At 68.6% G+C, this 26,346-nt stretch carries 20 protein-coding genes and 1 riboswitch; of the genes, 8 read left to right on the top strand and 12 right to left on the bottom strand.

What is annotated here, in order from left to right:
* The first annotated feature begins 108 nt into the window (after positions 1 to 108).
* The 4 genes from ACT89H_RS25595 (at position 109) to ACT89H_RS25580 (ending at position 4,830) form a co-directional block, all read left to right on the top strand.
* The gene (locus ACT89H_RS25595; protein ID WP_445111198.1) at positions 109 to 2,895 is read left to right on the top strand and encodes an FAD-binding and (Fe-S)-binding domain-containing protein; all 2,787 of its coding nucleotides are present in this window, start codon (positions 109 to 111) and stop codon (positions 2,893 to 2,895) included.
* A 362-nt stretch (positions 2,896 to 3,257) separates the two neighbouring features.
* Positions 3,258 to 4,181, top strand: a complete 924-nt coding sequence (locus ACT89H_RS25590; protein WP_445111215.1) for a DNA-3-methyladenine glycosylase family protein — start codon at positions 3,258 to 3,260, stop codon at positions 4,179 to 4,181.
* A 137-nt stretch (positions 4,182 to 4,318) separates the two neighbouring features.
* Positions 4,319 to 4,543, top strand: coding sequence for a DUF397 domain-containing protein (locus ACT89H_RS25585; RefSeq protein WP_083880959.1), 225 nt, complete (start codon positions 4,319 to 4,321; stop codon positions 4,541 to 4,543).
* 89 nt (positions 4,544 to 4,632) lie between these two features.
* Positions 4,633 to 4,830: a hypothetical protein gene (locus ACT89H_RS25580; protein WP_445111197.1), complete on the top strand. Its 198-nt coding sequence runs from the start codon at positions 4,633 to 4,635 to the stop codon at positions 4,828 to 4,830.
* A 12-nt stretch (positions 4,831 to 4,842) separates the two neighbouring features.
* On the opposite strand, the gene ACT89H_RS25575 is transcribed toward ACT89H_RS25580, so the two are convergent.
* The 7 genes from ACT89H_RS25575 to ACT89H_RS25545 all read right to left on the bottom strand — a co-directional run bounded on the left by ACT89H_RS25575 (position 4,843) and on the right by ACT89H_RS25545 (position 14,173).
* On the bottom strand, positions 4,843 to 5,589 hold the full coding sequence (locus ACT89H_RS25575; protein WP_445111196.1) for a succinate dehydrogenase/fumarate reductase iron-sulfur subunit: 747 nt from the start codon (positions 5,587 to 5,589) through the stop codon (positions 4,843 to 4,845).
* Positions 5,590 to 5,591: 2 nt separating this feature from the next.
* Entirely contained in the window at positions 5,592 to 7,532 is a 1,941-nt protein-coding gene (locus tag ACT89H_RS25570; protein ID WP_445111195.1) for a fumarate reductase/succinate dehydrogenase flavoprotein subunit, read from the bottom strand.
* Between the two features lie 25 nt (positions 7,533 to 7,557).
* A complete protein-coding gene (gene sdhC / locus ACT89H_RS25565; protein ID WP_445111194.1) occupies positions 7,558 to 8,388 on the bottom strand; it encodes a succinate dehydrogenase subunit SdhC in 831 nt (276 codons plus the stop codon).
* A 704-nt stretch (positions 8,389 to 9,092) separates the two neighbouring features.
* Positions 9,093 to 9,380, bottom strand: coding sequence for an Rv0250c family protein (locus ACT89H_RS25560; RefSeq protein WP_445111193.1), 288 nt, complete (start codon positions 9,378 to 9,380; stop codon positions 9,093 to 9,095).
* A 192-nt stretch (positions 9,381 to 9,572) separates the two neighbouring features.
* Positions 9,573 to 10,535, bottom strand: coding sequence for an alpha/beta fold hydrolase (locus ACT89H_RS25555; protein WP_445111192.1), 963 nt, complete (start codon positions 10,533 to 10,535; stop codon positions 9,573 to 9,575).
* A 340-nt stretch (positions 10,536 to 10,875) separates the two neighbouring features.
* The gene (locus tag ACT89H_RS25550) at positions 10,876 to 12,831 is read right to left on the bottom strand and encodes an acyl-CoA dehydrogenase family protein (RefSeq protein ID WP_445111191.1); all 1,956 of its coding nucleotides are present in this window, start codon (positions 12,829 to 12,831) and stop codon (positions 10,876 to 10,878) included.
* A gap of 160 nt (positions 12,832 to 12,991) precedes the next feature.
* Positions 12,992 to 14,173, bottom strand: a complete 1,182-nt coding sequence (locus tag ACT89H_RS25545) for a DUF8462 domain-containing protein (protein ID WP_445111190.1) — start codon at positions 14,171 to 14,173, stop codon at positions 12,992 to 12,994.
* Between the two features lie 165 nt (positions 14,174 to 14,338).
* Between ACT89H_RS25545 and ACT89H_RS25540 the strand changes: the two genes are divergently transcribed.
* From ACT89H_RS25540 to ACT89H_RS25530, 3 genes are all read left to right on the top strand, one after another.
* On the top strand, positions 14,339 to 14,596 hold the full coding sequence (locus ACT89H_RS25540) for a hypothetical protein (protein ID WP_445111189.1): 258 nt from the start codon (positions 14,339 to 14,341) through the stop codon (positions 14,594 to 14,596).
* Positions 14,597 to 14,815: 219 nt separating this feature from the next.
* Positions 14,816 to 14,984: riboswitch (cyclic di-AMP (ydaO/yuaA leader) on the top strand.
* 78 nt (positions 14,985 to 15,062) lie between these two features.
* Positions 15,063 to 15,656 (top strand): C40 family peptidase, encoded by a 594-nt coding sequence (locus ACT89H_RS25535; protein ID WP_445111188.1) that lies wholly within the window; start codon positions 15,063 to 15,065, stop codon positions 15,654 to 15,656.
* 3 nt (positions 15,657 to 15,659) lie between these two features.
* The gene (locus tag ACT89H_RS25530; protein ID WP_445111187.1) at positions 15,660 to 16,064 is read left to right on the top strand and encodes an RNA-binding S4 domain-containing protein; all 405 of its coding nucleotides are present in this window, start codon (positions 15,660 to 15,662) and stop codon (positions 16,062 to 16,064) included.
* 21 nt (positions 16,065 to 16,085) lie between these two features.
* Here the strand turns inward: ACT89H_RS25530 and ACT89H_RS25525 are convergent, their stop codons facing one another.
* Genes ACT89H_RS25525 through ACT89H_RS25515 form a run of 3 tightly spaced genes read right to left on the bottom strand, consistent with a single transcriptional unit; the run spans position 16,086 to position 23,268 of the window.
* Positions 16,086 to 17,921, bottom strand: a complete 1,836-nt coding sequence (locus tag ACT89H_RS25525) for a fatty acyl-AMP ligase (RefSeq protein ID WP_445111186.1) — start codon at positions 17,919 to 17,921, stop codon at positions 16,086 to 16,088.
* Positions 17,918 to 22,975, bottom strand: coding sequence for an SDR family NAD(P)-dependent oxidoreductase (locus ACT89H_RS25520; protein ID WP_445111185.1), 5,058 nt, complete (start codon positions 22,973 to 22,975; stop codon positions 17,918 to 17,920). Before ACT89H_RS25520 ends, ACT89H_RS25525 begins: the two co-directional genes overlap by 4 nt.
* Positions 22,972 to 23,268, bottom strand: a complete 297-nt coding sequence (locus ACT89H_RS25515) for an acyl carrier protein (RefSeq protein WP_445111184.1) — start codon at positions 23,266 to 23,268, stop codon at positions 22,972 to 22,974. The genes ACT89H_RS25520 and ACT89H_RS25515 overlap by 4 nt, the downstream gene beginning before the upstream one ends.
* A 151-nt stretch (positions 23,269 to 23,419) precedes the next feature.
* Here ACT89H_RS25515 and ACT89H_RS25510 point away from each other — a divergent pair, with 151 nt between their 5' ends.
* Positions 23,420 to 24,391 carry an MBL fold metallo-hydrolase gene (locus ACT89H_RS25510; RefSeq protein WP_445111183.1) on the top strand — a complete coding sequence of 324 codons (972 nt, stop codon included), beginning with the start codon at positions 23,420 to 23,422 and terminating at the stop codon, positions 24,389 to 24,391.
* A 6-nt stretch (positions 24,392 to 24,397) separates the two neighbouring features.
* Here ACT89H_RS25510 and ACT89H_RS25505 read toward each other — a convergent pair whose 3' ends face one another.
* Together ACT89H_RS25505 and ACT89H_RS25500 are read right to left on the bottom strand one after the other, a co-directional pair.
* Entirely contained in the window at positions 24,398 to 25,375 is a 978-nt protein-coding gene (locus ACT89H_RS25505; protein WP_445111182.1) for an NAD(P)H-dependent flavin oxidoreductase, read from the bottom strand.
* A 255-nt stretch (positions 25,376 to 25,630) separates the two neighbouring features.
* Positions 25,631 to 26,308: a TetR/AcrR family transcriptional regulator gene (locus ACT89H_RS25500; protein WP_445111181.1), complete on the bottom strand. Its 678-nt coding sequence runs from the start codon at positions 26,306 to 26,308 to the stop codon at positions 25,631 to 25,633.
* Positions 26,309 to 26,346 lie beyond the last annotated feature (38 nt).

Raw genomic sequence — 26,346 nt, 5'->3', positions numbered from 1 at the left:
CGAGCCACCTAGGGGCCGCGAACACGCCGCGCCGAAGGCGCGGCCAAACAACACAGCCCGCGAACACCCAGCGCCGCAGGCGCTGGAAAAATAAATCCGGTGAACCGTATGGCGGCACTGCGCGGCGGGATCGCGGGCGAGGTCGACACCTCCGAGCGGCGGCGGGTGGAGTACTCCTCGGACGCGTCGAACTATCGGGTTCTCCCGGCCGCGGTGGTCTTTCCCCGGACCGACTCCGACGTCGCGGTCACCCTGGAATTCGCCCGAGCCGAGGGGCTGCCGGTGACCGCGCGCGGCGCGGGAACGTCGGTGGCGGGCAACGCGATCGGTCCCGGGCTGGTGCTCGATTTCAGCAGGCATATGAACCGGATCGTGGCGATCGACGCGGACGCGCGCGTGGCCACCGTGCAGCCGGGTGTGGTCCTGTCGGAGTTGCAGCGCGCGGCCCGTCCGCACGGTCTGCGCTTCGGACCGGACCCTTCGACGCAGAATCGCTGCACGCTCGGCGGCATGATCGGCAACAACGCGTGCGGACCGCGTGCCGTCGCGTGGGGCCGCACCTCAGACACGGTGCGCGAACTGCGCATCCTGGACGGCACCGGCACTGAACGCACGCTGGCCGACGACCTGTTCGCGGTGCCGGGTCTCGCGGAATTCAGCCGGGCGCATCTCGCGGTGTTGCGCACCGATCTCGGGCGCTTCGACCGCCAGGCATCCGGATACGGCCTGGAACATCTGCTGCCCGAGCGCGGCGCGTCGGCGGCGAAGGCGTTTGTCGGCAGCGAGGGCACTTGCGGTCTGCTGCTGGACGCGACCGTCGAACTGGTCGAGCTGCCCGCGGCGACCGTGCTCACCGTGCTCGGCTACCCGGACATCGCCACCGCGGCCGACGATGTCGCCGCCGTGCTGGCCTGCGCGCCGATCGCGGTGGAGGGCATCGACGCGCGGCTGGTCGACGTGGTCAGGACGCACCGGGGAACGGTCCCCGACCTGCCGCGCGGCGGCGGTTGGCTGTTCGTGGAGACCGCGGGCGCTACCCAGGCCGACGCGCTGGCCGTCGCACAGCGACTGTGCCGGACGGCGGGCGCGATGGACAGCAGGATCGTGACCGATCCGGGGACCGCCGCGGCGCTGTGGCGGATCCGGGCCGACGGCGCGGGGCTGGCGGGCCGCACGCCGGATGGGCGGCCGGCCTGGCCGGGGTGGGAGGACGCGGCCGTCCCACCCGCCCGGCTCGGCGCCTACCTGCGCGATTTCGCCGCCTTGACGCGCGAGCACGGCGTCGACGGTTTGCTGTACGGGCATATCGGCGACGGCTGTATCCACGTCCGGCTCGATCTCCCGATCGCCGACGCGCCGCACCGCTTCCGCGCCTTCCTGTTCGACGCGGCGGAACTGGTGGTACGGCATGGCGGTTCGCTGTCCGGCGAGCACGGCGACGGCCGGGCTCGTTCCGAGTTGCTCTCGGCGATGTACTCCCCCGCGGTGCTCGACGTCTTCGCCGGGTACAAAGCCTTGTTCGATCCCGCCGGCATGTTGAATCCGGGCGTGCTCGTCGCGCCGCGTCCGATCGACGCCGACCTGCGGCTGACCGGATGGGGTGGCGTCGGCGCGTCGAACGGTTACGTGCTCGAAGCCGACGACGGCGATATCGGGGTCGCCGTCCATCGCTGCGTCGGTGTCGGCAAATGCCGCGCCGACGGCGATTTCATGTGCCCGTCCTACCAGGCCACCCGAGACGAGAAGGACAGCACGCGCGGACGTGCGCGGGTGCTGCAAGAGGTGGTGCGCGGCGCGCTGCCGTGGTCGTCGGAGGCCGTCGCCGAATCGCTCGATCTGTGCCTGTCCTGCCGGGCGTGCCGGTCGGACTGCCCGGCGGGGGTGGACATGGCCACCTACAAGTCGGAGACGCTGTATCGCCGCTACCGCCATCGGCTCCGGCCGATCGATCACTACTCGCTGGGCTGGTTGCCTCGGTGGCTGTCCGTGGCGAGTCGGATGCCGCGGGTGGTCAACGCGCTGGCGGGCCGGACCAGGCTGCGTCGAGCCGCGCTGCGGGCGGCGGGCATCGATCCGCGTCGTGACGTGCCGCGTTTGGCCGTGCGCACGTTCCGCCGCATCTGGCGGGATCTGGATGACGGCGCCCGAATGGCGGAGTCCGCCTACGCGCCCGAGGAACGGGCAGGCAGTGGTTCCGGCGAGGTGATGCTCTGGATCGACACCTTCACCGACGCGTTCGACCCGGAGATCGCCTTGGCCGCGGCACGGCTGCTGGCCGCGGTGGGCTACCGCGTCCGGATCCCGGAGCAACGCGTCTGCTGTGGACTCACCTGGATCAGCACCGGGCAACTCGACGGCGCCCGCAGGCGGTTGCGGGCCACGCTGACCGCGTTGCAGGAGCACGTCGACGCGGGCGGTGTGGTCGTGGGACTGGAACCGTCCTGCACCGCGGTTCTGCGCGCGGACCTGACGGAACTGTTGCCGGACGATCCCAGATCGGCCAGGACCGCCGCCGCGGTGCGTACGTTGGCCGAGTTCCTCGCCGAACAGCCGACCTGGCGCCCGCCGAAGCGAACCGGCCGGCCGGTGGTGGTCCAGCCGCATTGTCACCAGCACGCCATTCTCGGATTCGATGCCGATCGCCGTTTATTAGCCAGTATGGGCGTGACGGCGACGGAAATCACCGGGTGCTGCGGTCTGGCGGGAAATTTCGGAATGCAGTCGGGCCATTACGACATTTCGGTCGCGGTGGCCGAGAACGGTGTACTTCCCGCACTGCGCGCCGCGGGTGCGGACGCGATCTTCCTCGCCGACGGCTTCTCCTGCCGCACTCAGGCTGCGGCCCTTGCTGGGCGACGGGCGCGACATATCGCGCAATTCCTGTTGGGCGAGTGATGTTTTCCAGCGCCCGCCGACCAGCTCGGGCGGGCGCCGCGTGGTTCAGCTGCCGAACGGCAGGGTGCCCGGCGGAATCTGGTAGCCCGAGCTGCCCGCGAAAACTCCGCCCCAGGCGTTGAGCAACCAGTTGAGCACATTGGTGATCATCAGAGAACCTCCGTCATTGCTACAGCCAGCCATTTGCCGAACGAAAACATTATCGCCGCGAATCTCGTGCCGTTACATCGCGATTGCGAAACCATAATAATGTGGGATGGGTATGAAAGCCTTATGGTGTGGCTCAGGCAATAATCCGTGTCTTCGGGGAGGTGGACGGGGCGCCGCGCGCCGCACCGGGCAGAATGTCTGCGGTGCGGAGCATGACGGTCGAGCCGGGAGCCAGCCGGACCGTGACCGCGGATCGGCCGATCGATCTGGCGTGCACGCTCGCTCCCCTCGGTCGCGGCGCAGGCGATCCGTGCCACCGGGTGACCGGCGACGGCGCGCACTGGCATGCCTCCCGTCTGCCGACCGGTCCGGTCACCTACCGCCTGGCCCAGTCCGGTCCGTTCGCCGTGCGGGCCGGCGCCTGGGGGCCGGGCGCGGCGGAATTCCTCGCGGGTGTCGAGCACATGCTCTGCCTGGATGAGGACGTCTCGGCGTTCCTCCCGGATCATCCGAAACTCGCCGATGCCCACCGCCGCTTTCCCGGGCTGCGCATGCTGCGTACGGGTCTGGTGTTCGAAGCTCTGGTGCCGGCGGTGCTGGAACAGAAGGTGCACACCATTTCCGCGCGGGCGTCGTGGCGGAAATTGGTGCGGCAGTACGGCGAACCGGCGCCGGGACCCGCGCCGGAGGGAATGCGGCTGCCGCCGGACGCGGACACCTGGCGGCGGATTCCCTCCTGGGTCTATCACCGGGCCAATGTCGGACCGCAGCGCGCGCAGACCATCGTGCGCGCGGCTCGAATCGCCAAATCGCTGGAGCGCGCGGCGCGGGTCGATCCGGTCGAGGCGGCACGGATGCTGCGTAGTGTCCCCGGTATCGGGGTGTGGACCGCCGCGGAGATCGCACAGCGGGCTTTCGGCGACGCGGACGCCTTGTCGGTCGGCGATTACCACCTTGCCGCCGCGGTCGGCTGGACCCTGCTCGGCCGTCCCATCGATGACGATGCGATGGTCGAATATCTGGAGCCGCTGCGGCCGCACCGTTATCGGGCGATCCGTCTGCTCGAAATCAGTGGCTACTTTCACAAACCGAAGTTCGGCCCCCGCACCCCGATCACCGACCACAGCCGGCGCTGAGTCACATCTGGCACACCGGCCCTGTGCGCGGGTCGGCGGCGGTACTATCGGGCGCGCGTGCGTGCGTCCAGCGGTGGTGCTGGGTTTCTCGGTCCGTACGCACGTCTCCCACGGCAGATAGCGAAGGAGTTCGTTTCGTGAGCATTCAAGGCAACGCGAACATCGACCTGACCGGCGCCACGTGGCGGAAGGCCGGGGAAGGTTCGGGCAACGACAGTGTCGAAGTGGCGCTGCTCGCCGACGGGCACGTGGGAATGCGCAACGGGAACGACCCCGAGGGGCCGGTGCTGATCTTCACGCCGGCCGAGTGGGCCGCCTTCACCGCCGGCGTGCAGGACGGTGAGTTCGACCGGCCACGATAAGTCACCGCGGCCCTCGAAGATCACGAAATGACACAAATTCGGCAACGAAAAGGCGTTTGTCGAGGCCGCGAACGGGTAGCCCATTACTTGTGGACCGAGAGCTCGAGAGCTCCCATCCCCGGTATCGGAAATTGCGGCCGGGCGATTGGGTGGAATGGCTGATCGTCGCGCTGTTGTTCGCGGTGTCGGCGGTCGGAGTATTCGTTCTCACCAGCTCGTTGCTGTCCGCGCTGCTCGTAGGCCTGCTGGTGTGGATCGTGGCCCTTGGTGTCGTGGCTGTGCTGTGAGGATGCGGCGGCCTATCGGCGGAACAGTTTGTTGCCCAGCCAGACCAGCGGGTCGTACTTGCGGTCGGCCACCCGTTCCTTCATCGGGATCAGCGCGTTGTCGGTGATCTTGATGTGTTCGGGGCAGACCTCGGTGCAGCATTTGGTGATGTTGCACAGACCCAGCCCGTGTTCGTCCTGGGCGAGTTCGGTCCGGTCGCCGACGTCCAGCGGATGCATCTCCAATTCGCTGATCCGCATCAAATAGCGCGGTCCGGCGAACGCTTTCTTGTTCTCCTCGTGGTCACGCACCACGTGACAGGTGTTCTGGCACAGGAAGCACTCGATGCACTTGCGAAACTCCTGTGAGCGTTCCACGTCGACCTGCTTCATCCGGTACTCGCCCGGTTTGAGATCGTCGGGTGGCGTGAAAGACGGTATCTCCCGCGCCTTTTCGTAATTGAACGACACATCCGTCACGAGGTCCTTGATCACGGGGAACGTGCGCATCGGCGTCACCGTGATCACTTCGTCCTCGGTGAAGGTGGACATCCGGGTCATGCACAGCAGGCGCGGCCGCCCGTTCACTTCGGCCGAGCACGAACCGCACTTGCCTGCCTTGCAGTTCCAGCGCACGGCCAGATCGGGCGCCTGGGTGGCCTGTAGCCGGTGGATGATGTCGAGCACGACCTCGCCCTCGTTCACCAGCACGGTGAAATCCTGCAGTTCTCCGCCGTCGAGATCGCCGCGCCATACGCGGAATTTGGCGTCGTAACCCATCGTTACGCCTCTCGCTCCGTCGAATTCCCGGCCGCGGCCGGGTGCCCGGCGAGTTCCTCCGGGGTGTAGTACTTCTCCAGCTCGCCCAGATCGAAGAGGGCGAGTAGATCCGGTCGCATCGGAATCTGGTCCTTACGCGTCACGGTGACGCCGGGGATCGGGTCGCCTACCGTGTCCGGATCCACCGCGCAGACCAAGAGTTTGTTCCGCCAGTCGGGGTTCATCGACGGGTGGTCGTCCCGGGTGTGCCCGCCGCGGCTCTCGGTCCGCAGCAGCGCCGCGTGCGCCACGCATTCGCTGACCAGCAGCATGTTCTGCAGGTCGAGCGCGAGATGCCAGCCGGGGTTGAACTGGCGGTGGCCCTCCACGGTCACCTGGCGGAACCTGGCACGCAGCTCGGCGAGCTTGTCGATCGCCTCGCGCACTTCGTGCTCCTTGCGGATGATGCCGACCAGGTCGTTCATCGTCTGCTGCAGATCAGTGTGCAAGGTGTAGGGGTTCTCGCCTTTGCCGTCGGCGGGCGGCTCGAACGGCGCCACGGCGGCCTGCGCGGCCTTCGTGACATCGTCCTCCGTCACCGACGGCCGCTCGCCGAGCTGTTCCACGTAGGCCGCGGCACCGAGCCCGGCCCGGCGGCCGAACACCAGCAGGTCGGACAGGGAGTTCCCGCCCAGGCGATTGGACCCGTGCATGCCGCCCGAGCACTCGCCCGCGGCGAACAGGCCGGGCACCGTGGCCGCACCGGTATCCGGGTCGACCTCGACCCCGCCCATCACGTAGTGACAGGTGGGCCCCACCTCCATCGGCTCTTTGGTGATGTCGACGTCCGCGAGCTCTTTGAACTGATGGTGCATCGAGGGCAGCCGCCGCACGATCTCCTCGGCGGGCATCCGGGAAGCGATGTCGAGATAGACGCCACCGTGCTCGGTGCCGCGCCCGGCTTTGACCTCCTCGTTGATCGCGCGGGCGACCTCGTCGCGCGGCAGCAGGTCCGGTGTGCGGCGCGCGGAGTCGTTATCGCGCAGCCACTGGTCGGCCTCTTCCTCGGTCTCGGCGTACTGCCCCTTGAAGACCGGCGGAATGTAGTCGAACATGAACCGCTTGCCCTCGGTGTTCTTCAGCACCCCGCCGTCGCCGCGTACGCCCTCGGTGACCAGGATGCCCTTCACGCTGGGCGGCCAGACCATGCCGGTGGGGTGGAACTGCAGGAACTCCATATTGATCAGCGTCGCGCCCGCGCGCAGCGCCAGCGCGTGCCCGTCGCCGGTGTACTCCCAGGAGTTCGAGGTCACCTTGTACGACTTGCCGATGCCTCCGGTCGCCAGGACCACCGCTGGCGTCTCGAACAGGATGAACCGGCCGGATTCGCGCCAGTAACCGAACGCGCCGCAGATGCGGTCACCGTCCTTCAGCAATTCGGTGATGGTGCATTCGGCGAAGACTTTGATGCGCTTCTCGTAGTCACCGGTCTCGGCGAAATCCTCCTGTTGCAGCGAGACGATCTTCTGCTGCATGGTGCGAATGATCTCCAGGCCGGTCCGGTCGCCGACATGCGCGAGCCGCGGGTAGGTGTGGCCGCCGAAATTGCGCTGGCTGATGCGGCCGTCCGGCGTCCGGTCGAACAGCGCTCCGTAGGTCTCCAGTTCCCAGACGCGATCGGGCGCCTCCTGGGCATGCAATTCGGCCATGCGCCAGTTGTTCAGGAACTTGCCGCCGCGCATCGTGTCCCGGAAATGGACCTGCCAATTGTCCTTTTCGTTCGCGTTGCCCATCGACGCCGCGCACCCGCCTTCGGCCATCACGGTGTGTGCCTTGCCGAACAGCGACTTGCACACCACCGCGACGGACAGGCCGTGCTCCCTGGCTTCGATGACCGCCCGCAATCCGGCGCCGCCCGCTCCGATCACGACGACGTCGTAGTTGTGCCGTTCCACTTCTGCCATGCAGAGAAACTCCTCGATGAGGCGGTCAGTCGATGAACCGCAGGTCCGAAATCGTTTGGCTGGCAACCAACATGACGTAGAAGTCGGTCAGCACGAGCGTGCCGAGGGTGGTCCAGGCCAGCGCCATGTGCCGGGTGTTGAGCTTGGAGACCTGAGTCCAGAACCAGTACCGCACCGGGTGCGCGGAGAAGTGCTTGAGCCGCCCGCCCGCGATATGCCTGCACGAGTGGCACGACAGCGTGTAGGCCCACAGCAGGATCACGTTGACCAGCAGGACGATATTGCCGAGACCGAAACCGAAGCCGCCGGTCTTGCCGTGGAAGGCGACGATGGCGTCGTAGGTGTTGATCAGCGAAACCACCACGGCCACATAGAAGAAGTAGCGGTGCGCGTTCTGGACGATCAGCGGCAGCCTGGTCTCGCCGGTGTACTTGGCGTGCGGCTCGGCCACGGCGCAGGCGGGCGGGGAGAACCACACCGACCGGTAGTAGGCCTTGCGGTAGTAGTAGCAGGTCAGGCGGAAGCCGAGCAGGAAGGGCAGCACCACGAAGCCGAGCGGCAGGATCGCGGGCAGCTCGCCGAAGGGGGTGCCGAAATGGCTGGAGCCCTCGACGCAGGAAGTGCTCAGGCACGGTGAGTAGAACGGGGTCAGGTAGTGGTAGTCCGGTACCCAATATGCCGTGCGCACATACGATCTGACCGTCGCGTAGATGACGAACGCGGCGAGCCCGAGCACCGTGGCGAGTGGGGGGATCCACCATCGGTCGGTGCGCAACGTGCGATCCGAGATCCGGGCCCTGGTTCTGCTGAATACGCCGGTGCCCGCTTCGGGGGCGGCGGTCGGTGCGGCACTCACAGGTGGATGCCTCGCTGATCTTGTGTGCGGGTGGTCATCGTTACCTCCGCAATCGAATGTGATGCTGAGCACCATACGACACAGGCGCTATTGATCGAGCGGGGTCTCGGCAATCCAGCCCCGCCGTCAACGGTATGATTTGCGCCACATTAGGCAGGCCTTACGCTCCCCTGCGTCAAGCTTCGGGCCAACTGGACTTTTCGAAGTCGGCGGAAGCGAAACGAATGTCTGGCAGGCGAAACCGGAATGCCCGGAGTTGCCTGTTCAACTGCTGGGCGCAGGCGCGGATGGTCGCCATATCCGACCGGAATCGTCCCCGTCGACGTGCTCGGATGCACCCGGCGACGGTGCGCCGGTGACGGCAGCCGCGGGCGCTGCCCGGGTGCCGGCCTCGTCGGCCCTCGCCGCGGTGACGAAAGCCGGCGCGTCAACCGCAACCAGCGGGCGTCGCGATTGCCGCCGCCCGGTCGCCGATGCGCCGCGCGGAGCCCGGTTTCCACCGGTGCCGCCGACAACGGCGGGCACGCGGTACCGCGATAGGCGGCTCCGCACCGCCCAATGGGTGCGGTCGGACGTAGTCCGTCCTCAGTCCGCGCATGGCCGGAGCGAAGGCGGAGGTACGCCTGATGGGTGCGGTCGGACGTAGTCCGTCGTCAGCCTCGCGCATGGCCGGAGCGAAGGCGGAGGTACGCCCAACCGGCGGACTACGTCGTCCGCGGACGGGAGTGGAAGCCCAGTCCCTCGTCCTGCGCGCCCATCCACGCGGCCTCGTCGGACTTGCTGTCCGGCACATAGATGACGTCCTGCGCTCGGCGCCGCACCTCGGGCGGCGGTGACTGCTCGAGTTCGTCGGCGTCGATGACGAGGCGCTCGAGGTCGTTCTCCAACCGCCGAACCGTGTTGGCGTCGCCGTACTGGGTGCGGAGTACGCCGATGGATTGCCGGAGCTGGCCGACCGCGTAGCGTAGTTCCGCGAATTCGCTGCGAGTCATCGATACCTCCTGAATTCCCTGGCGGACATGCGAACTCGATGCCGAGATGCGTGGTTGCCCGTTTGCCTTGGACCGCGCTGCACCAAGCCGTGTGACCCACCACACAACGTGATCTACAACACAGTACCGAAAGAATTCGATCCTGGCGCGTGCGAGATCGAAATCTGATGGTTGCCGATCGATTGCCGAAGGTTAGCCAGCGGCGGCGTACCCGGCCTCCGAGCGCGCCGCGGCGAATGCGCGCTCGGCGAGTCCGACGATGGACAGCGCGACCTCTTCCGCCCGCTCGAGCAGCACGCTGTGCCCGGCGCCTTCCAGCCGGATCAGTTCGGAACCGGCCAGCTGGGAGGCCAGTGCCACCGAGTGCGCGAACGGGAAGATGAGGTCGGCCGAGCCCGCCAGCACCAGGGTGGGGATGGCGCCGAGGTGGTGCAGGGTCGCGGTCTCGTCGAAGGTGATCAGCGAGTGCAGGAACCCGGCCATCGTCAGCAGCGGGGTGTCGTTCAGCATCGCGGTAGCCAGCGCGGCCACCCGAGGGTTCACCGTTCTGGTGCCGAATTCGGCCTCGCGCAGGATCGGCGTGAACAGGAGACGGGTCAGCTGCCTGGATGCCTGCACCATCCTCGGGGCGTGCGTGACAGCGGCTTGCAGTGAGTTCACTGCCCGTCGGTTCAGCAGGCGCGCCAGCCCGACCTGGGTGATTCCGGCGGCCGCGCCCGCGAGTAATCCGACGCCTGCGATCCGGGTGCCGATGGCCTGCGGGTAGAGCCGGGCGTAAGCGAGCACCACCATCGCGCCCATCGAGTGTCCGACCAGCAGCACCGGGCCGGTCGGCGCGACCGTCCGCAACACGGTGTCCAGGTCGTGACCGAGCTGCTCGATGGTGTAGGTCGACGGGTGCGCCACCCCGGATTCTCCGTGGCCGCGATGGTCGTAGAACACCATCCTGGTGGCATCGCCCCATTGCCGCAGGAGATGTTCACGCAAGTAGGTCCAGGATTCGGCGCGCAGGCAGTGACCGTGCACGAAGACGACGGTCGTGCGGGCGCTGTCGGCGCCGAACACACGCACCGCGAGAGGAACACCGTCTTCGGCCGACACCGTGACGTGATGGCCATCGTGATCGGCGGCGCGGCGGGTGATGGTCGTGGACATGGCACCCTCCTGTGGACGGGGCGCATGTTCGGCGCCTCTTGCCCAGTTGTCGAACTGAATTTCCGCGCCGTTAGCTGCCCACACCTGCCGTTACGCACACGTTGTCCAACCGAGGCTGCCGGTCGATCGGCCTGCTGCCTCCGCATGCACAGGAAAATCTACGAAACGATAGAAGAAAAACTAGATTCCTTTAGATTGCTCTGACCGCGGTAGGGCCGGAGCCGTTCGCGCGGCCGCGAGGTAAATCTGCGGTTCTCTACGAGGATTCCGACATCGGCTTATAGTTCGCGAGCGACCGCCCGCCACACGCTCGGCGAGCGCGCGGCGGGTCCGCTGCCGCTCAGGCCTGCGCGCGGGAACGCGTGGACGGCAGGAACGGACGCAGCAGGTTCTCCTCGCTCGACGGGCCCATCTGCCACTCCGCGATCCACGGGCCGGTCCCCTCGCTCGGGTCGAGCACGCCGTCCTCCAGCCATTCGTAGCGGCCGTCGAGCACACCGCGAGTCAGGGTGCGGTCGTCATCGTCGGTGTTCTCCCACAGCGCGTCGAACAACTCGCGCACGCGCAGCCGCGACTGCCTGCAGAAGGTGTCGGCCAGTTCTTCGGCCGCCTTCCCCTCCGGCGCGTCCGCGGCGCGCAACGCGTGGGCCCGCACGCAGGCCGCCGACATCGCGAACAGCTCGGCGCCGATGTCGACGATCCGGCCGAGGAAGTTCTGCCGATACTCCAGGCCCGCTTGCCAGCGGCCCATCGCGTACATCAGCGACCTGGCCTGCTTGCGCGCGCTGCGCTCGACGAATCGCAAGTGCCGGGCCAGTACGCCGAATTCGGTGTACGCCGCGGGTACCGTCCCGGCGCCGACCGCCAGCTGCGGGAACCACTTGGCGTAGAACCCCGTCGCACCGACCGCGGCCTTCGCCTTGTCCTTGAACTCGGCCTTGCGGTCGACCAGCGCGCCCGCGGCCGCCATGTGCGCGTCGGCCATCTCCCTGGCGATCAACAACCGCATGATCTCGCTGGAACCTTCGAAGATGCGGTTGATCCGCAGATCACGCACCAGCTGCTCGGCGGGGACGGCCCGTTCGCCCCGGGCGGCCAGCGAAGCCGCCGTCTCGTAGCCGCGGCCTCCGCGAATCTGCACGAGTTCGTCGGCGATCCGGCAGCTCATCTCGCTGGCCCACAGCTTGGCCAGCGCAGCTTCGATCCGGATATCGTTGCGGCCCTCGTCGGACATGGTGGCCGACAGATCGAGCGCCGCCTCCAGCGCGAACGTGGTCGCCGCGATGAACGCGATCTTCTGGCCCACGGCCGCGTGCTCGCCGACCGGCCTGCCCCACTGCACCCGCTGGGTGCTCCACTCCCGCGCGATCTTCAACGACCACTTGGCAGCGGCGGTGCACAGCGCCGGGATGGCGAGCCTGCCCGCGTTCAGGGTGGTGAGCGCGATCTTGAGACCGTCACCCTCGCGGCCGATCAAGTTGCGCTTGGGCACCCGGACATCGTGCATCCGGGTCACGCCGTTCTCGATGCCGCGCAAGCCCATGAACGAATTGCGCCGCTCCACGGTGATGCCCGGTGAGTCGGCTTCGACCACGAACGCCGAGATGCCGCCGCGGTGCCCCTCGCTCTTCGGCACGCGCGCCATCACCACCAGCAGCTCGGCGACCACGCCGTTGGTCGTCCACAGCTTCACGCCGTTGAGCAGGTAGGCCTCGCCGTCTTCGGTCGGTGTCGCGGTGCTGGCCATCCGGGCCGGGTCGGAGCCGACGTCCGGCTCGGTGAGCAGGAACGCGCTGACCGCCCCGGCCGCGCAGCGGGGCAGGAACTCGGCCTTCTGCTCGTCGGTGCCTGCCAGCTTGAGCGGTTCGGGCACTCCGATGGACTGATGTGCGGAGAGCAGGACGCCGAGGCTCGGGTGCGTCGAGCCGACCAGCATCAGCACTCGGTTGTAGCCGAACTGGGAAAGGCCCTGGCCGCCGTACGATTGCGGAATCTTTAGGCCGAAGCAACCGACTTCGGCCAAGCCTTTGACGTACTCGTCCGGGATCCGGCCCTCCGCTTCGATCACCGATCCGTCCATGGACTCGCACAGCGTCCGGAGCCGGGACAGGTACGCCTCGGTCCGCTCGGCCTCCTCGGGGCCGGGCTGTGGATACGGATGGATCAGATCGAGCCGGAACCGTCCCAGGAACATCTCCTTGGCGAAGGACGGCTTGGCCCAGCTCGTTTCGCGGGACTCCTCGACCAGTGCGCGGGCCTGTTCTTCGGTGGCGTCGACTTTCGCGGCTGTCGCCATGATGTCCTCCCTCGGACGTGATCAGGATCACATACGAGTCTAGGAGGGTTTGTTACCCATCGGTAGGCCTGCTGGTCGAGAGAAATATACGAATATCTAGCGATCTTGAAAGAGAGTCGAATAGTCGGCAATGGCCGCTGTGTGCCCGGTCGGGCCGCGCTCAGACCGAGCGCAGATAGCGGCCGAAGTGCGGCACGGTGAATCCGATCGTGCCGCGCTCGGCGGAATAGATGAGACCTTTCTTGATCAGGCCGTCGCGGGCGGGAGACAGCGAAGCCGGCTTGCGGCCGAGTTCGTTGGCCACCGCGGCGGTCGCCACCGGGCCGTCGTCGCCGGACAGGTCGGCCATGGCGCGCATGTATTCCCGCTCCGCAGGAGTAGCGCGCTCGTAACGGGAACCGAAGAATCCGACCGCCAGCTCCTCCTCCGCGGCAGGCGAGGCCACCTCGACATCTTCGGCCGTGATCGGGCTCTCCGGGGCCTGGTCCCACGCGGCCTTGCCGTACGCCTGCACGAAATACGGGTAGCCATCAGCCTTGCTGTACAGCGCGTCCAGCGCCTCGTCGGTGAACTTCACGTCCTCGCGCCGGGCCGGTGCGATCAGCGCTTGGTCGGCCGATTCCCGGTCCAAGCGGTCGATGCGGTGGTAGCTGAATAGTCGCTCCGAATAACTCTTCGAGGCCGACAGCACGGCGGGCAGGTGCGGCAGGCCCGCGCCGACCACGATCAGTGGCGCGGCGTCCTGGCTCAGTTCGTGGCACGCGCCGCAGATCGCGGAGATGTCGGCGGGCCCGAGATCCTGCATCTCGTCGATGAAGATCGCGATGCCGACGCCGATGTCACCGGCCAGCGCCGCCGCCTCGACCAGTAGTTCCACCAGGTCGATCTCGATGTCGCCGGAATCGGCGCGGCCGCTCACCGCCGGTACGTCGATGCCGGGCTGCCAGCGTTCGCGCATGCCCTTGTCCGCGGTGGCCCGCAGCGCGAAAGCCTTGAGGATGCCGAGGAAATCGTCCACCCGTTCCGGATTGCGGTGCGCCGTGGCGATCGCCCGCGCCGCCATGTGCAGCGCCGAGGACAGCGGGCGGCGCAGTTCCTGGTCCGGCCGCGCCTCGATCTTGCCGGTGCCCCAGCCGCGCGATATCGCGGCCGAGCGAAGCTGGTTGAGCAACACTGTCTTCCCGACGCCGCGCAGGCCGGTGAGCATGACGCTGCGTTCCGGCCGACCACGCGCGACGCGTTCGAGCACGATGTCGAAAGCCGTGAGTTGCTTGTCGCGCCCGGCCAATTCGGGCGGGCGCTGTCCCGCCCCGGGGGCATACGGATTCCGCACGGGGTCCATGCCCCGACACCGTAGCGCGTTTCGTCCGGATAATCTGGGCACATCTACGGCGTGTCCTAGAAAGCCTTAGCGTTGCGTAGGGCACTATGGGTCGCGCCGCCGGTTCGAGGCCGGTGGCGGTTCGCCAGAACGGTCGCGCGGCACGCAGCGCGGGAACGGAGGGGCATGTCCGACGAACTACCTCTCGCCGGCCTCGCCGAGGTGGTCGGGTCCTGGAAGGTTCCGGCGGGCGCCACGGTGGCCGAACGCATCCGGTCCAACATCCTCGTCGCGATCGAACGCGGCTACGACGATCCCCAGCTGGTCGCCGATCTCGCGGTGGGCCCACTGGTCATGGCGCTCGGCAAGCTGGAGGTCGAGCTGGCGGAGGCGCGCCGCAGGATCGACGAACTCGAGCGCGCGGTGCACGGCACGCGACGCTGAGCCGAGCGGTGGTGCGGCCCGGCATTGTCCATTCGGTGACCTGGCGGCGTTCGGCGAGATCGGTTCGTGACCTTGCCCTGACGGCCATTTTCCGCCGATCGAACTGGCGCTCCGGCCGCGATGGCAAAGACGCAGCTCCCTGCGCTGGACAACACCGCGTCGGCATCGTAATCTCTTCGTGACTTAGTGGAACCAGTCGCTTCGAAAGAGAAACGGCGCCACTAGTTACCGCCGCAACGGCGGTCGGGGCCGACTGGTCTCGACTGTCGTACCGGGGACCCAGGTTCGTCTGGGGTGAATCCTCGTGGCCGATTCCGGTCGACGAGGTAGGGCCGCTCTCCCGGCCCGAACCCGTCAGCTAACCCGGTCGGCGGGAGAGCAGCAAGATCGGAGACGTAGCTCGGTGGGTAAACACAGCTTGCAACGGGATTCTCGGGTTCCGAATTCCGTCAAGGGTGCGATTGTCATGGGTGCGGTGGCCGCGACCGGCGCCATGCCCGCGATTCCGGCCATGGCCGCGACCATCAACGTTCCCGGTGTCGGCAATTTCGACGTTCCGCAGGAGTGGGAACAGCCGGCCCAGCAGCTCAATCAGCAGATCCAGCAGGCGCTCGCGGCCGTCCCCGCCGCTCCTCAGGCGCCGCAAGAGGTCGCTCCTCAGGCCCCCAATTTCGCGCCCATGCTGCCGGGCCTGTTCGGTCAGCAGCAGAGCAACACTCCGGGCGACATCGCCCTGGACGCCGCCAAGACCAAGGTCGGCGCTCAGTACTCCTGGGGCGCCGCGGGTCCCCGCTCCTTCGACTGCTCCGGCCTCGTCCAGTGGGCGTTCCGCCAGGCGGGCGTCGAACTGCCCCGCACCAGCTTCGAGCAGTCGCACGTCGGCGCTCCGGTCGCATACAGCGACTTGAAGCCGGGTGACATCGTCATCACCAACGGCGGCGGTCACGTCGGCATCTACGCGGGTGACAACAAGCTGCTGAACGCGGTGCAGACGGGTACGCCGGTGTCCTACACGCCGCTGCGCCCCGACATGGTGGTCACCGCACGCCGTATCGTCTAACGAGTGGCCCGCGCCGAATCCGGCATCCAGAGCAGCGCAACGCAGGCCCGCGTCGATTCGTGGACGTGGGCGGTGCGCCTGTTCAAGACCAGATCGGCCGCCGCGGAGGCTTGTCGTGGCGGGCACGTTCGAGTGAATGGCGCTACGGCCAAGCCCGCGCAGCCGGTACGCCCCGGTGACGAGGTACGCGTCCGGGTCGGCGGCATCGAGCGCATCGTCATCGTGGAGCGGATCGTCACCAAGCGGGTCGGCGCTCCGATCGCCGCGCAATGTCTCATCGATCGCAGTCCGCCCCCTCCCCCGCGCGAAATTCAGGCGAGTATGCCTCGCCGCGACCGCGGCGCGGGGCGGCCCACCAAGCGTGAGCGTCGCGAGACCGATCGTCTGATGGGTCGAGACGAGCACTGAACGCGAGCCGGCGACCGCCGGTCAGATCATGGCGACCGGGCTGAGGTGCCCCGCCAGATAACGCGCCCTGCACTCGCCGCGGCGCAGCTTTCCGCTGCTGGTCTTGGGGATTCGTCCCGGCTCCACGAGCAGTACCGCACCGGGCATCACCTCGTGGGTGGACGCGACCGCGGTGCGGATGCGCCGGGCCAGGGCGAAGAGGTCGATCGGTTCCCGGCTCTCGACCGCGCCGAGTTCGGCGACCACGACCAGGTCTTCGCGCAGTCCGTCGTCGTGCCCGAACGCCGTCACGTGACCCGGTCGAACCTCGGGCGCGCAGGCCTGCACCGTCGCCTCGACATCGGCGGGATAGTGATTGCGTCCGTCGACCACGATGACGTCTTTGCGGCGGCCCGCGAGGTAGAGCTGGCCCTCGTACCGGAATCCGAGATCACCGGTGCGCAGCCAGCGGGCTGTGCTTCCCGGCACCGTGGCGCCGAATATCTCCGCCGTGGCATCCGGTCTGCCGAAGTATCCGTCGCACACATTGTCTCCGGCGACCCAGATCTCGCCTACGTATCCGGCGGGCAGCACGGCACCGGTCGTCGGATCGACGATCCGCAGTTGCTGTCCGACGGGTGCGCCGCAGCCGACCAGCGAAACACCATCCGCAGATTTCGTCGTACCTTCCGGCAGCGCGACCGCGCGTCCTTCCGACAGTGCGGTCCGGTCGAAACGGTGCCACACTGGGTTCTCGCGCTGGTCGCAGACGGTGACCGCCAGGGTGGCCTCGGCCAAACCGAAGCCAGGGGTGTGCGCGTGATGGCGGAAACCGTAAGGGGCGAACGTCGCGGTGAACTCCTCTAATGCGTCGGCACGCACCGGCTCCGAGCCGTTGAGCACGATGTCCAGTCCGGACAGGTCCAGCCCGGCCCGCTCGGCGGGGGTAGTGCCGGACACCGCGAGCTTCAGTCCGAAATTCGGGCATCCCGTAATGCCGGCGCGGTAGTCGGTGATCGCGCGCAGCCAGCGGGCTGGGCGCTTCACGAACTCCGCCGGCGCCAGCGTGATGCCGTGCACGCCGAGGAACAGCGGCAGCGACAGGCCGAAGATCAGACCCATGTCGTGGAAGAACGGCAGCCAGGTCACGACCGGACGATCGGCCGCGACCGACACGGCGTGCCGCAGCTGCGTCAACGCCGTGGTGAGATTCTCGTGAGTGACCCGGACACCGGCTGGAGACTTCGTGGACCCGGAGGTGTACTGCAAGTAGGCCAGCTCGTCACACACCGGATCGATGACCGGAGCGGTCGAACCCGCGATCGGCCCTGCGCCTGGAGCGACGAACGGCGCCTCCACTGATTCTGTGATCGGATCGGCCACGTTCGCCGCCGCCGGCGCGGTTCGCGTGGCCGAATCCGTTTCGGGCAGAGCTGGGTTCGCCGGCAAGCTGAGTACGCGGCCCAGGGCCGTCCCCAGGATCGGCGCCGTGATCTCGTCGTGTGCGGAGAGCAGGCTGAGCGTGGGCCGGGCATCAGCCAGGACGGCATGCAGGCGGCCGCGGTTGCGTGCGCCCGCGGCCGGGAACAGTGGTACCGCGACCCGATTGCTGTACAGGCAGGCGAGGAACGCCACCGCGTAATCGATGCCATGCGCGCAGAGGATGCCCACCCGGTCTCCGGGGGCGCTATCCTGCCGCAATCGGGCGGCCAGCGCGCCCGCCGCGGCATGCAGGCGCGCGTAGGTCAGCGTGACGGGCTCGCGTTCCTGGACGCGGAACCGCAGTTCGGTGAAAGCGGGCTTGTCCGGCCGGGTGGTTGCCCACGCGGCCACCGACGTCGCGAGGCCGTTCCCCGCCGGGTGGTCGTCGCGGCTCACGAGGTGCCTCCGGTGCTCGCGGTGACCCGGTCCAGCAGGGCGGCGCCGAGGGCGGTGATGGTGGGGTGTGTGAACAACTCCGCGGTCGCGATCCGGACGCGCAGTCGCGATTCCAGATTTCGTCGCATCTCGATCGCGAGCAGCGAGCTGAGTCCGAGGTCGTTGAAGTCGGCCGCGGGGTCGATGTGCTCGGCGGGCAGATCGAGCGTGCTCGCCAGGACGCGGCGGATGGTGGTGGTCAGGGTTTCGGTGGGCTCGAGCGGGCGCTCACTCGTCGTGGCCCGGGTGGACGCGGGGCCGCACCGGGCTACGGACCCCAGCAGATTCGTCAAGCGCATCGCTATCGGGGAAGTATCGGACGTCGGCGTATGCTCCAGCGCCAGCAGGTAAGGGCCGTCGTAGCGCAGGACCTGGGACAGTACGGCACTTCCGCTCGGCACATCGAACGCGCCGATGCCCGCTCGCCGCAGATGGTCCGCGCCGCCGGCCGCCGCGGCGAGACCGGAATCCCAGAGGCCCCAGCCGATGCTGAGGATCCGCCGGCCCGGATCACGCTGTGCGAGCGCGTCCATCGCCGCATTCGCGGCGGCGTACGCGGCCTGGCCCGGTGCACCGAGCGCGCCGGTGGCCGAGGAGAACAGCACGACGAAGTCGGTGTTGTCGGTCGCGGTGAGTTCGATCAGATTGCCCGCCGCGGTGGATTTGGGAAGGAACGTCCTGGTCAACTGGCCCGCGGTGACCGAGTCGAACCCGGCGTCCTCCAGCACGCCCGCCGCGTGCACGACACCGCGGATCACCGAATCCGAGGCGCGGATGTCGCTGAGCGCGTTGGCCAGGTCATCGCGGTCGGCGGCGTCACAGCGCACGACGACGATGCGGTCCTCCAAGCCGTCGAGCAGCGCGGGCACCGGGCGGGGCGCCCGGGTCAGCACCACCACATCGCGCGCGCCTGCATCGAGCAACCAGCGCACGGCGACCGAGCCGAGCGTGCCCAGCCCGCCGGTGACGACGTAGGTGCCGCCGGCGTCGATGCCGACGGCGGGCACGGCGCGCGGGCGCGCGGGCGGGAAACGCCGCACCGCGATCTCCCCCGCCGACAGGCGCAGCTCGTCGGGAACCGCGCTGTCGGTGGTCGCCACCAGCCGAGTGAGCAGCGGCATGCTCCTGGGATCGAGATCGGCCCAGATCAGGCGCACCGCGCGGCCCGTCTCCAGTTGAAGCGAGCGCACCAGCCCGGCGATCGCCGCGGGGACGACCGAGGGGGGGTCGTCGGGCAGCAGGAGTGCGCGATCCTCGTGCGGCAGCACGACCGTCACAGAGGAGGTGGCGTCGTGGGCGGAGATCAGTTGCAGCAGTGCCAGGACGCGACCGGCGGTGGCCGCGGCGTTCCTGCCCTCGCTCACGCCGGGACCGGTGGGCCAGACGGCTACGACGGCGTGGCCGCCGCTTCGTCCGGCCAGTACCGCGCTGACCAGCGGGCTCGCGTCGTCCGGTTCCCGCGCGATCCGTTCGGTCGGCAGTTCGGCATCGAGCGCGCGAGCGAGCCGGACGGCGAGGTCGGAGGCACCGACCACCACCGCACGCTGCACCCGGGTCGCGGGTGCGTCGCCGAGCCCGATCGAAGCGGGATCGCGCGACTCCCAGGCCTCTCGGCGGAAGGGGGCGTTGCGCGTTTCGGGTTCGGCAGACGCCGTGCGAAGGGCGCCGAGCCCATCCTGGCCGGTGGGGTCGGCGTAGCGAATGTGCACACCGGAGAGCGCCAGACAGGGCACGCCATGCTGGTCGGTCGCGATGACGTCACCGATCAAACCGGTGTCGGCGCGCTCGCGGACCAGTGCGTGTACCTCGAGCACGTGGCGATTCGGTTCATGTGACAGCCAGGCCGAGTCGATGCCGATCGGCAGCGGTATCGATGTCGCGGGCAAGTCGTCGAACACCGCCGCGGCGAGCACGTGCAGGCAGCTGTCCAGCGTTGCGGTGCGGTGCAATTCGGCGGCGTCGAACAGGCCGAGTGCCCGTCCGGTGCCCGCGGCGATGCCGCGCAACGTGCGGAACCGAGGACCGTACTCCAGCCGCCTGCGGCGCAATTCCTGGTAGAAGACGCTGGTGGTGATGACGCGCATGTGATGCCTGGCCGCCCGGTTTGCGTCGACCACCCGCATCCATGCGACGATATCCGCGGGTGTGGGGTCACCGGCGGGCCGGGCCGAAGCCAGCGTTCCGGTGCCCGTGACCTCCGCCCGTACGCTTTCCTCCGTTCCCGGCCCGTGATAGACGACCTCGGGCAGGGCGCTCGGATCGGTCCTCTCGTGCACGGCGAAGTCGGCCAGGGTCGCAGTACCCGCGGTGTGCCTGGCGACGTGCAGCAGCCTCCGCAGCCAGAACACGGCGGGCACGATGCTGTCGCCTTGCACCACGTGATCGTCCAGATCCTCGGCGGCGAAGGCGGATTCGGGGACGTGCTCGCTCGCGGGCCCGGCCACCAGCAGCGGGAATTTCCGCTTGCGCCACCGCCGCGGTGCGGGCGTGGCGAAGGGGCCGAGCGCGGACCAGTCCACCGGCCGCCCCTCCAGGTAGAGCCCGGCCACGCCGGTGAGGAAGCCGCCCACCTCATCATCGCGCAGCGCCACGGCATGCGTGCCGTCGCGGAAGTCCGGGTACTCCCGAACCGCCGTGAGCAACACCGGATGCGGGCCGATCTCCACCACGGTGGCGATGCCGTCGTCGGCCGCGCGTTCCAGTGCGGCCGCCAATTCCACTGTGCCCGCGGCATTCTCCGCCCAGTAGTCGCGGTCCATGGCGGCGGCGGTGAGTTTCGCGCCGCGCCGCGTCGTCGAATACACCGGCAGGCGCGGTGTCAGCGGGGTGATCTCGGTCAACGCCGCGACGAACGGCGCGAGCACGGTGGTGACCTGCGGGCTGTGCGCGGCGAAGTCGACCGCGAGCCTGCGCGCGAACATGTTGCGGCGCGTCGCGCGCCGTACCAGCGTGTCGATGTAGCGCGGTGTGCCGGACACGACCACCGACCTCGGGCCGTTGATCGCGGCGACGGCCACTTCGGACCGCATCGGCTCCACGAGTTTGGCCGCTTCGTCCGGGGCCGCTTCCAGCACCGCCATCGCGCCGCGCCCGTCCAGATGGGCCAGGGTCGCGCTGCGCAGCACCACCACGCGCGCCGCGTCCGCGAGCGTCAGCGCGCCGCTCACCGCCGCCGCCGCGGTCTCGCCGAGACTGTGGCCGGCCACCGCGTCGGGACGAATTCCCCATGCCGCCAGCAATTTCACCAGTGCCACCTGGAACGCGAACAACGCGGGCTGCACCAGATCAGTGGTCTGCGCATCGCCCGCGGAGGTGAAACCGTGACGCGGCGTCCAGACCCGCGGTCCGCCCGCCGTCACGATCGCGTCGGTCACCTCGGCGAGTGCGGCGGCGAAGACCGGATACCGCGCGGCCAGCGCACGGCCCATCGTCGGATGCTGACCACCTTGCCCGGAGAACAGGAACAGCAGCCCGCCGCGGCGGCGGTTCGGCACGGGACCCGGTGCCGCGTCGGTGTCGCCGCGGCCGAGCCTGCGCAGTCGGCGCACCGCGTCGGCGTGATCGTGCGCGATGATCGCGGCACGGGTCGGCTCGGGCAGCGCTCGCGCCGCGGCGGCGGCCGATGCCGGCAAGGACGGCCGCGCCCGATCCACGTCGTCGGCCAGCCGCAGTGCGCGCCCGCGCAGCTCCTCGTCGTCGCGTGCGGTGAGCGGCAGCAGCATCGGGAACTGCGCATCCCGTTCGGGCCGGGCCCGCGTGACGCCGCGGAGCACGAGATGCGCGATCGTGCCGCCGAATCCGAACGAGCTGACGCCGGCCACGCGCTGCGGCGCGGCGACCCGGCTCCAGTCCACCGGCTCGGTGGCGACGCGCAGGCCGCGCTCGGCCAAGCGCAGCAGCGGATGCTCGGTGTGCACATTGATGGTCGGGGCGATCATCCCGTGGTGGATGGACAGCGCGGTCTTCACCATCCCGGTGATTCCGGCGGCGGCCTCCAGATGGCCGATGTTGGACTTCACCGAACCGATCCAGATCGGGTCGTCCGCGCCGTCGGCGAGCGCGGCGGCGAGCGCGCCGACCTCCACCGCGTCGCCGAGAGGCGTTCCGGTGCCGTGACATTCGATGTAGCCCGCGTTGCTCGGGGTGCGTCCGGCCCGCGCCCACGCGGCGCGCACCGTCTCCTGCTGCGCGCGGCCGTTCGGCGCGTACAGGCCGTTCGAGCGTCCGTCGGATCCGACGGCGGTTCCGACGATCTCCGCGTACACCCGGTTGCCTTCGCGTACCGCGTCCGCACTGCGTTGCAGAACCACCACGGCGCAGCCGTCGCCGCGGGTGTAGCCGTCCGCGGTGACGTCGAACGGCGTCGATCGTCCACCGGGTGACAGAAACCCGCCTTCGGCCAGGTAGTTCGACGTGTGTTCCAGCAACACGAGATTGACGCCGCCCACGATGGCGAACGGGACCGCGCCATCGGCGAGCAGCCGGACCGCGAGGTCGACCGCGGCCAGCGAGGACGAGCAGGCGCTGTCGAGTACCAGGCTCGGCCCGTGCAGGTCGAGCACGTACGACAACCGATTGGCGATAATGCTGAGCGCCGACCCGGTCACCGCGTAGGGCGCGTCGTGACCCGCTCGGCCGAGCACCGCGATGCCGTGGTCATACCCCGACGCGCCGAAGACGACGGCCGCGCCGGAACCCCGAGTGCGATAGCCGATCCCGGCGTCGTCGATCGCCTCGACCGCGACTTCCAGCGCGAGCCGCTGCTGCGGATCCATCACCGCGGCCTCGCGGTCGGAGATGGCGAACCAGTCGTTGTCGAAGGACTCGACATCCGCGAGGTACCCGCCGCGCCGCGAGCCCAGCCGCCCTGCGGGCGGGGTGGACGTGGCGTCCCTGCCCTCCAGCAACAGCTGCCAGAACTCGGCGACGCTCGCCGCTCCAGGCAGTCGGCAGCCGATGCCGATGATGGAGACGGGGGGATGCGAGCCGACGGGATCAGTAGCCGCGCTGCTCATCGCATCGCGAGATACTCGACAAGCTGTTCGATGTCCGGATGGTCGTAGATCGCGGTGAGCGGAACTTCGACTCCCATGGCGTCCTCGAGGTGGGCGGTCAGCCTCGCGAGCTGAGTGGAACCGAGGCCGAGATCGGTAAAGGGTGAGTTGGTCGGCACCGAGGCGGCGTCGACGCCTAGTAGATCCGCTACGGCCAGGACGGCGGCGCAAGTAAGCACGGTGCGTCGGCTATTGCCGAGCGAACCGTCGTGTTCCGGTGCACCGCCGTGCCCGTCCGGAAGACCAGGCCGCATCGCGTCCTCCCTCCCCGTCTCCCCTGCTGCTGTTACCCGCTCGAGAACAGTACCCACGCGATTATGCCGCAGAAATCGCTCAGAGCAAGGTCGCATATCCGCTGTAGGCCCGGTGCTTCGGGAACCACCGATGATCACATACCGTGGCACCGTGACCGAACCGGACAGCGGTGCCGCGACCCGTGCCGAGCGCACGCCGACTCTGCCCACCCTGCTGCGCTGCTGCACCGCGCTGGCGGCCACGCCGGGCCGGTTGCTGCGCCCGCGCCGCCCCGACACCGCACTGCTGGCGAACCTCGAAGCGCTGCCGCCGCCACCCGCGAGTGCCACGGTCCGCCTGACCGTGCTCACCCAGGCCACCATGTCCGCGCCGACCACCATCGTGGCCGAGGGCGTGCGGAGCCTGCGGGAGATGCGGCTGTCGATGGCGGCATTTCTGGTCGAGCACCCGAAGGCGCGCTTCCTGGTCGATCCCGCCCTGTGCGCGGGCGTGCACGATCGCGTGCTGCCCGAACTGCCGTTCCCGGTTCCGCTGCTGGTCGCGCCGGACAAGCCGGTGCTCGGGCTGTCCGACGCGCTCGCCGCGCACGACCTCGCGGGCGCGGACATCGATTTCGTAGTGCCGACCCACCTGCACTGGGATCATGTCTCCGGCCTGCTGGAGCTGCCCACCTCGGTCGAGATCCGCTTGCCCGCAGTCGAATACGAGTGGGCGATGGGCGGCCCGCACGCACCGACCGGTGTGGCGCGCGGTCCGCTGCGGGGGCGCAGTTTCGATCGCTTCGAGCTGGACGGACCGCCGGTGCTGACCTTCCCGCGCAGCAAAGACCTCTTCGGCGACGGTTCCGTGCTGCTGGTCGATCTCACCGGCCACACGCCGGGCAGCATCGGCGTGCTGCTCGCGGTGGACGACGGCAGCCGCGTCTTGTTCGCGGGCGACGCCGTCTGGAGCAAGTTGCAGGTGGACCTGCTGCGGGAGAAGGCGCCGATGCCGGGCCGGCTGTTCGACGCCGATCGGGACGCCGCGTTCACCACGATCCATCGCCTGCACGCGCTTCCCGACGGCATCGAACTCGTCGCGAGTCACGACTACGCGGCGGTCACCGCCCGCGCTGTCGCGTAGCGCGGGTCAGCCGACCACCACGGTCTCGGCCAGCCGGGTCGTGATCAGCTGCTCGGCCTCGGTGACCATCCGGCCGATCAGCTCGGCGCAGGTCGGGATGTCGTGGATGAGCCCCTGGCACAGGCCGACCGACCAGATGCCCGCGTCCAGATCGCCTTCCTCGAACACCCGGCGGCCGCGCGCCCCCGCCACCAGTTCCCGCACGTCGTCGAAGGTGCCGCCGGCCTTTTCGATCTCGACGACCTTGCGGCTGATCTCGTTGTCCGCCACCCGCGCGGTATTGCGCATGGTTCGGAAGATGAGCTGGGTGTCGCGCTCGGAGTTCGCGACGATCTTCTCCTTGACCTTCTGATCGATCGAGGACTCCCGCGTGCACAGGAACCGGGTGCCCATGTTGACGCCGTCCGCGCCGAGGGCGAGGGCGGCGACCAGGCCGCGGGCGTCGGCGATGCCGCCGGAGGCGATGATCGGGATGCTCAGTTCCCGTGCCGCGGCCGGGATCAGGACCAGGCCGGGAACGTCGTCCTCACCGGGATGGCCCGCGCATTCGAAGCCGTCGATGCTCACTCCGTCCACGCCGATCCGTTCGGCCTTCAGCGCGTGCCGCACGCTGGTGCACTTGTGCAGTACCTTGATGCCCGCGTCCTTGTAGTAGGGCAGGAATGGTTCCGGGTTGCTGCCCGCAGTTTCGACGACCTCGACGCCGCTGTCGATGATCGCCTGCACGTATTCCGCGTACGGCGGCGGGTTGATCGACGGCAGGATGGTGACGTTCACGCCGAACGGCTTGTCGGTGAGTTCCCTGGTGCGCGCGATCTCGCGGCGCAGGTCGTCCGGGGTCGGCTGGGTCAGGGCCGTGATGAAGCCGAGCCCGCCCGCGTTGGCGACCGCCGCGACGAGCTCGGCCCGCCCGACCCACATCATGCCGCCCTGCACGATCGGATGCTCTACCCCGAACTTTTCGGTGAACCTGGTCCGCAGCATTGCGCTTCTCCTGTATCTCGCGCGGGCGTGCCGGTTCGCCCGTTGGGGTCGATGGTGACACGAGAATCACCCCGCGTTCAACTCACAAGTGAGCCGGAGTTCGCATATTTGGTGACTTCCTTCGATGCCGTATCCACCGTGATTCCGGTCGATGAAAGGCAAAATAGCCTGCTAGGAGCGATTCATGCTGGCGAAGATTCAGGTACCGGCTGATTAACGTGAATTCATTACACGATCTCTTGCCGGGCCGCTAAGTTAGTTGATATTCTGCATCTGATTCAGTCCGTCGCCGCCGTCGGACAACCCGGCGGGCCGGACGGAGTGATCCACGCGAATGCCTTCGGCCGGCCCGGAGAGTCGGTCGCGCACCCGTCCGGTCAACCCGGGACCGATCAAGCGGATCACCTGCTGGTAGGCATCTTCCGCCGAGAGCGGTGGATGTCCTTCGGCGATCGTGCCGAGCAGGCCGACCACACCCCAGGACAGGAAAGTCACGGTGGTCGCGAATTCGTCCTCCGGCATGGTGAGCCGGTCGCCCAGCCGCTCGTTCAGAATCTGCGCGACCATCACCCGCGTGGTGCGCAGCAGCACGGTGCTGCTTTTGCGGCCGAGCAGTGCACGGTAGATCTCGGGGTGACCGGCGGCCAGTTCGAACAGCGTGCGCACCGGCGCGAGCGGTTCGGCAGCGTTCGCCTCCGTCTGCGCCGCGGCCATGGCCGCGCGCAGATAGTCGGTGCTACTGCGCAGCAGCAGATCATCTTTGTCTCGGTAGTGCGCGTAGAACGTCGACCGCCCGACGTCCGCGCGATCCAGGATGTCGCGGACGGTGATCCGGTCGTAGGCGCCCTCGACCATGAGTTCGACCAGCGCCCGGTGTAGCGAGGCCCTGGTGCGCCGGACCCGGCGATCGGCGTTGTCTTGTTCTTCTGGCACGGTGCCTCCCGGACAAATGTCTCCTACGCGTCCGGTTA

It is taken from the genome of Nocardia aegles, assembly GCF_052545135.1.
The sequence above is the reverse complement of the archived record's forward strand: the minus strand, read 5'-3'. Positions and strand labels throughout refer to the sequence as shown.

Excerpts from the sequence above, each read along its gene's own strand:
- ACT89H_RS25595 (WP_445111198.1), top strand. The coding sequence starts at position 109 with ATGGCGGCACTGCGCGGCGGGATCGCGGGCGAGGTCGACACCTCCGAG.
- ACT89H_RS25590 (WP_445111215.1), top strand. The coding sequence starts at position 3,258 with ATGACGGTCGAGCCGGGAGCCAGCCGGACCGTGACCGCGGATCGGCCG.
- ACT89H_RS25575 (WP_445111196.1), bottom strand. The coding sequence starts at position 5,589 with ATGGGTTACGACGCCAAATTCCGCGTATGGCGCGGCGATCTCGACGGC.
- ACT89H_RS25570 (WP_445111195.1), bottom strand. The coding sequence starts at position 7,532 with ATGGCAGAAGTGGAACGGCACAACTACGACGTCGTCGTGATCGGAGCG.
- ACT89H_RS25560 (WP_445111193.1), bottom strand. The coding sequence starts at position 9,380 with ATGACTCGCAGCGAATTCGCGGAACTACGCTACGCGGTCGGCCAGCTC.
- ACT89H_RS25555 (WP_445111192.1), bottom strand. The coding sequence starts at position 10,535 with ATGTCCACGACCATCACCCGCCGCGCCGCCGATCACGATGGCCATCAC.
- ACT89H_RS25550 (WP_445111191.1), bottom strand. The coding sequence starts at position 12,831 with ATGGCGACAGCCGCGAAAGTCGACGCCACCGAAGAACAGGCCCGCGCA.
- ACT89H_RS25545 (WP_445111190.1), bottom strand. The coding sequence starts at position 14,173 with ATGGACCCCGTGCGGAATCCGTATGCCCCCGGGGCGGGACAGCGCCCG.
- ACT89H_RS25540 (WP_445111189.1), top strand. The coding sequence starts at position 14,339 with ATGTCCGACGAACTACCTCTCGCCGGCCTCGCCGAGGTGGTCGGGTCC.
- ACT89H_RS25535 (WP_445111188.1), top strand. The coding sequence starts at position 15,063 with ATGGGTGCGGTGGCCGCGACCGGCGCCATGCCCGCGATTCCGGCCATG.
- ACT89H_RS25520 (WP_445111185.1), bottom strand. The coding sequence starts at position 22,975 with ATGAGCAGCGCGGCTACTGATCCCGTCGGCTCGCATCCCCCCGTCTCC.
- ACT89H_RS25515 (WP_445111184.1), bottom strand. The coding sequence starts at position 23,268 with ATGCGGCCTGGTCTTCCGGACGGGCACGGCGGTGCACCGGAACACGAC.
- ACT89H_RS25505 (WP_445111182.1), bottom strand. The coding sequence starts at position 25,375 with ATGCTGCGGACCAGGTTCACCGAAAAGTTCGGGGTAGAGCATCCGATC.